3 protein-coding genes are annotated in these 6,034 nt (G+C 72.1%); 2 read left to right on the top strand and 1 reads right to left on the bottom strand.

The annotated features are described in order from the left end of the window. Positions 1-106: 106 nt before the first annotated feature. Entirely contained in the window at positions 107-2,200 is a 2,094-nt protein-coding gene (locus O3Q52_RS47315) for an asparagine synthase-related protein (RefSeq protein ID WP_269654652.1), read from the bottom strand. Between the two features lie 775 nt (positions 2,201-2,975). Here O3Q52_RS47315 and O3Q52_RS47310 point away from each other — a divergent pair. Continuing rightward, the gene (locus O3Q52_RS47310) at positions 2,976-4,400 is read left to right on the top strand and encodes an MFS transporter (RefSeq protein ID WP_143643663.1); all 1,425 of its coding nucleotides are present in this window, start codon (positions 2,976-2,978) and stop codon (positions 4,398-4,400) included. Between the two features lie 374 nt (positions 4,401-4,774). Then, on the top strand, positions 4,775-5,992 hold the full coding sequence (gene lhgO / locus O3Q52_RS47305) for an L-2-hydroxyglutarate oxidase (RefSeq protein ID WP_269654651.1): 1,218 nt from the start codon (positions 4,775-4,777) through the stop codon (positions 5,990-5,992). The last annotated feature ends 42 nt before the right edge of the window (positions 5,993-6,034 follow it).

Raw genomic sequence — 6,034 nt, 5'->3', positions numbered from 1 at the left:
GGGGGGGGTGGGGGGGCGGGCCCCCAAGTAGTGACGATGGGGGCCCCCCCGCCCGAGCGAAGCCGAGAGTGGGGGAGGGTAGGGGCGGCGGGGGCGAAAGGCCCCCCTACCCCCTCCTCGCCCCCGCCCCCAAAGCCCCCCGCTGAGGCCGAATCCCCGCAGGAACGGCCCGCTGCCGCGCAGGCGTCCCCGTCCAGCACGTCCCCCGGCGGTCGAGCAGGCGGCGGAGCCAGAGCTCAAGGGACACCAGGTCCGCGAGGCCCTCCAGGGGCAGGGCCTCGCCGTCGGCCGCCGCTCGGAGGGCCTTGCGGACGACTCGGGCCTCGACCAGACCTGCCTGCGCAAGGAGAGGCGTGTCGAAGAGGGCGACGAGATCGTCCACGGCGACCCGAAGCCCCGTACGGGCCGCGGCCGTGGAGGACGCATGGGACGGCGCACCCCAGCCGGGCGGAAGATCGGCCACTCCGGCGCCCTCAAGGACCGTACGGAGGATCGCGGCCCGCGCCCCGGGCCGCACCCGCAGCGCCTCGGGAAGGGCACGACAGGCGCGTACGACCTGGTTGTCGAGGAACGGGGCGTGCAGCCGCTGGAAGCGGACCTCCGCGGCCTGCTCCAGGATCCGGAGGTCCGAGGCGTGCCGCGAGAGGGCGGAGCGCGCGCGGAAATCGCCCGGACGCTGACCGGGACCGACACCGCCCCGGGTCGTCGCCCCAGCCAGGCGAACCGATACTTCAGCGAGGGCCTCGCCGGTGAGCCAGCGCGCGGCGGGCCCGGGTCTGGCCCATGTGAGCGCGGCGAGCGACGCCCCCACGGCACCTCCCGGCTCCTCGAACCGCTTGTGCAGCAGCCGGTCGGCGAGTCCCTCTATGCCGACGAGATACGGCGTACGGGACAGCTTGCGCGCCGCGCCGTACACGCGCGCGGGGACCATGACGGAACCGTCGGCCTTCGCCAACGCCGCGACGGGGCGCACCAGATGACGTCGTTTGCGGTCCATCAGGAGGTCGGCGAGGCGGGCCGGGTGCGCGTCCAGGACCTGACGCGCGCCGTACCCGGTGAAGTGGTCCGCGCTGCCCGACGCCAGGCGCGCGCGGTGCCGGGCGGCCGTGACCAGGGAGGGCCCCGGCTCGTCCGTCAGCGGGCCCTCCAACTCGGCGTAGGGGAGGACCTCTTCGCCTCCGGCCACCACCACATGGTGCAGCCGCGGATTGGCGGCGAGCGTGCCCGCCCGCTCCAGTTCGGCCTCGCGGCCCTTCACGGCGAGGTCGTTGAACGTGACCGCGAGGAGGCGTTCGCCGGCCCCCGTGCCATGGCCGAGGACAGTGCCCGGCGCGCCGGGCAGGCCGGCGGCGAGGAGGGCGAGGGTGCCGGAAGCGGGTCCTCCGGAGAGGTCGGCCCCGATGCCGGGCACGGGCATTCCGCGCGCGGCGCGCCGCTCGGCGGGGCCCATGCCGGGGACGGGACCGGGGTCGATGTCCGCCCCGGGTACGTGCCTTGGGGCGGCGAGTCGTGCGCGTACGGCCTCGACCAGGGCGTCGCGTACGGCGTTCACCGCGCTGTCGGGGTCGGTGGTCGCGGCCGCCACGGCGAGGGAGGCCACCTGCTCGTACCCGGCGATCTCCCGTGCCCCCGCGCGCAGGATCAGCGCATGCCCCGGCGGAATGCGCCGCACGCCCTCGTACGGCGTCGAGTCCTGGAGCGCGGCCGGTACGTCGGGAGCAGCGAGCAGGGCCGCCAGATGCCCGAAGTCGAGGTTGGCCTCGATGAGGTCGGCGAGGGGGAGGGCCGCGGTCGAGTACGCCGTGCCGCCCGCCCACGGGGTGTAGAACACCGGCCTGACGCCCGCCAGATCGCCGCAGACCATGAGGCGGCGGCCCACCTGGACGACCGCCGTGTAGCTGCCGGACCAGGCCGTCAGATGCCGAAGTGCCCCGCCGCGCGCGGCGAACAGGCCCACGCGCAGTTCCTCGTCGGAGGCTCCGCAGGTGCCGAGCACCGCCATGCGGTTCTGCTCGTCGGCCTTGACCACGCGCACCTCGTCGGGGCGCCAGTCACCGACCGCCCAGAGCGGATCGGGGTCGCCCCACAGGAGTTGGGACCCCACCGGGTGCACCGTCTCGCCTTCGCTGCCCGTCGCTCCCGCCGAACCGATCTCGGGCGCACGAGCGGCGGTACTGCTCCATCCCACCAACCACCGCATCGCCGCCTCCACAGGCTGTGGACAACCAGTGCACCGTACGAACCGGTCACCATGCTGCCACGAAGAATGCGCCCGGGAGGGCCGGTGCGGCCGCTTGTGCTCCCCGGAGTGCGCCCCTGGGAGATGCCCGCGGAAAAGCGAACGCACGCGCGACGAGCGGCGATCGCGCAGAATTTACCCAAGGGCGACGACGTGAATGCGCCCCCGGTACGCTCCCCAAAAACACCTAACGCGCCCTCAAGTGCCATGGTGGGAGGGGTATTTGACCTCGAAAGGCATGGGCGATATTCAGCCAAATCGGTGATGGACGAACACGCGTGCACACGCTCCGTACATGCTGTGCGCAACGCACAGTCCGGGAGGCGGAGTCCGCCTCCCGGACCGGTCCGCCGCCCGCGGGGATGGAGGCGGCGGTGTCCCCCAGCCCACTGGATCCAGTACAGCGGGCCGACCCACGCACGATCCATGGAAGCGCTCCCCCGATGGCCGGAGAAGAGCGCACGGACGGGCGCACGGCCACACAGCGGGAGCACGACACGACGCTCTGTACTTGCCCACGGGCCACAATCCCGCCATCCGGAACAATGCCCCTTAACGCTTGGGATGCGGCGAACTACCCTGTGTTTGCCTGTGTTTTCGCGGGAGGCATATTCCTGAGGGCTCGGCCACGTGCTTTTGCGGGTGGGGTTCCAGGGGTTGGCGCCCGGGAAGACGCAGCACGAATGCCGCTGGGCCACCACCCGCGCGGCAGCCGTCTGTGTCGAGGGGTGGCGCAATGTCCAGGGAGCAACGCGGGCCGAACGAAAAACTCGGCGCCGTTCTCGCCCTCGCGGGAATCAGCAACGCAGGACTCGCCCGACGCGTCAACGATCTTGGCGCTCAACGCGGGTTGACTCTTCGCTACGACAAGACGTCGGTGGCGCGCTGGGTGTCGAAAGGCATGGTGCCGCAGGGTGCCGCGCCGCACCTCATCGCTGCCGCCATCGGCCAGAAGCTCGGCCGCCCGGTGCCGCTCCACGAGATCGGCCTGGCGGACGCGGATCCCGCACCGGAAGTGGGCCTCGCCTTCCCCCGTGACGTGGGACAGGCCGTGCGATCGGCCACGGACCTCTACCGTCTCGATCTCGCCGGACGCCGGGCCGGCTCCGGCGGCATCTGGCAGTCGCTCGCCGGATCATTCGCAGTGAGCGCATACGCAACTCCCGCGTCCCGGTGGCTGATAACCCCGGCCGACAGCTCGGTGGCACGGGACGCCAGTCCGCTGGAAGGCTCCGGAGCACCGCTCAAAGTCGGCCACAGCGACGTACAGAAGCTGCGGGAGGCCGCCGAGGACGCCAGGCGCTGGGACTCCAAGTACGGAGGCGGCGACTGGCGTTCGTCCATGGTGCCGGAGTGCTTACGAGTCGAGGCGGCACCCCTGCTGCTGGGCTCGTACTCGGACGAGGTCGGCCGGGCCCTCTTCGGAGCCAGCGCCGAACTCACCCGCCTGGCCGGCTGGATGGCGTTCGACACGGGCCAGCAGGAGGCCGCCCAGCGCTACTACATCCAGGCCCTGCGCCTGGCCCGCGCCGCGGCCGACGTGCCCCTCGGGGGCTACGTACTGGCCTCCATGTCCCTCCAGGCGACCTACCGGGGCTTCGGCGACGAGGGCGTCGACCTCGCCCAGGCCGCCCTGGAGCGCAACCGGGGCCTGGCCACTGCCCGCACGATGAGCTTCTTCCGCCTCGTCGAGGCACGGGCCCACGCGCGCGCGGGTGACGCCCAGGCGGCGGGCGGCGCCCTGAAGGCCGCCGAGGGCTGGCTGGAGCGGGCCCGGGACGGCGACCACGATCCGTCCTGGCTCGGCTTCTACGGCTACGACCGCTTCGCCGCCGACGCGGCCGAGTGCTACCGCGACCTGAAGGCCCCGCGCCAGGTCCGCCGCTTCACGGAGCAGGCCCTGTCGAAGCCGACGGAGGAGTTCGTACGCTCCCACGGGCTGCGCCTGGTGGTGTCGGCGGTCGCCGAACTCGAGTCGGGCAACCTCGATGCGGCGTGCGAGCAGGGGGTGCGGGCGGTGGAGGTCGCCGGGCGCATCTCGTCGGCCCGCACGACCGAGTACGTGAAGGATCTCCTGCACCGCCTGGAGCCGTACGGGGATGAGCCGCGAGTGGTGGAGCTGCGCGAGCGGGCCAGGCCGTTGCTCATGGCACCGGCCTAGCTACAAAGCCCCCTGAGCGTCTGCGGGGCTGGGGTGGTCTTGGGGCTGCCGGCCGGACGTGGCTGGTCGCGCAGTTCCCCGCGCCCCTATCGGGGCCCGGCCTGCGTGAACCGGCACCATCCCGTGACCGGGACCAAAAAGGGAGACCAGGCACTATGAATGTGAAGGTGACCGGAACCACGCGCCTCCGATGACGTGCCCGGAGCTACACGCCTCCGACGACGTGATCGGGACCACGGGCGGCCGATGACGTGGCCGGGGCCACCTGCCTCCGGTCTGGGCCGGTCCCTGCCATTCTGTGGGTTTGAGCGGGTTGTCAGTGGCGCAGTGCACTATCGGGGGTGGGAGTCGGAGGCTGGAGGTGGGGCGGACAGATGGGGCGGAAGGTCGCTTACGACTGTGACGTGCTGGTGATCGGCGGCGGGATCGTCGGTCTGTCGACGGCGTATGCGATCACGCGTGCCGCGCCGGGCACGCGGGTGACGGTGCTGGAGAAGGAACCCGGCCCGGCCCAGCACCAGACGGGACGCAACAGCGGCGTGATCCACAGCGGGATCTACTACCGCCCGGGCTCCCTCAAGGCCCGCTTCGCCGTGCGGGGCGCCGCCGAGATGGTCAAGTTCTGCGCGGAGTACGGCATCGCCCACGCCGTCACCGGCAAGCTGATCGTCGCCACGGAGCGCGAAGAGCTGCCCCGCCTGCACGCACTGGTCCAGCGGGGCCGGGAGAACGGCATTCCGGTCCGCGAGCTGGGCGCCTCCCAGATCGCGGAGTACGAACCCCAGGTGCGGGGCCTCGCCGCGATCCACGTGACCACGACAGGCGTATGCGACTTCGTGGGCGTGGCCCGCCGGCTCGCAGACGCCTCCGGCGCCCACATCAAGTACGACGCCGAGGTCACACACATCGACCGCCGCCCCGACCTGGGAGTGGCAGTCCGCACCGCCGACGGCACCATCACCCGCGCCCGAGTCCTGGTCAACTGCGCAGGCCTCCACTGCGACAGAATCGCCCGCCTGACCGGCGACGACCCCAAGATGCGGATCGTCCCCTTCAGAGGCGAGTACTACACCCTGGCCAGGCCCTCCCTGGTCAACGGCCTCGTCTATCCCGTCCCGGACCCCGCCTTCCCCTTCCTCGGAGTCCACCTCACCCGGGGCATCGACGGAAGCGTCCACATCGGCCCCAACGCGGTCCCGGCCCTGGCCCGCGAGGGCTACGACTGGCGGACGGTACGCCCCCGAGAACTGGCAGAGACCCTCACCTGGCCCGGCTCCTGGCGCATAGCCCGCCGCCACTGGCGCTACGGAGCCGGCGAAGTACACCGCTCAGCGTCGAAGCACGCCTTCACCAAGGCAGTCCGCCGCCTGCTCCCCGCCGCCACCCCCGACGACCTGATCCCCGCCGCCGCAGGCGTCCGAGCCCAGGCAGTCCTACGCGACGGCACCCTCCTGGACGACTTCCTGATCCAGGAATCCCCCCGCACGGTCCACGTACTCAACGCCCCCTCCCCCGCAGCCACGGCCTCCCTCCCCATCGGCCGAGAAGTAGCAGCCCGAGCCCTCAAATCCCTGACGACCACAGGCGAATAACAACGACCTGAGCCCAGGAACGACCCCAAAGCCCACGGCGGC

Source organism: Streptomyces sp. ActVer, assembly GCF_027270795.1.
Lineage (GTDB): Bacteria > Actinomycetota > Actinomycetes > Streptomycetales > Streptomycetaceae > Streptomyces > Streptomyces umbrinus_A.
This window is presented reverse-complemented; position numbering and strand designations above follow the sequence as displayed.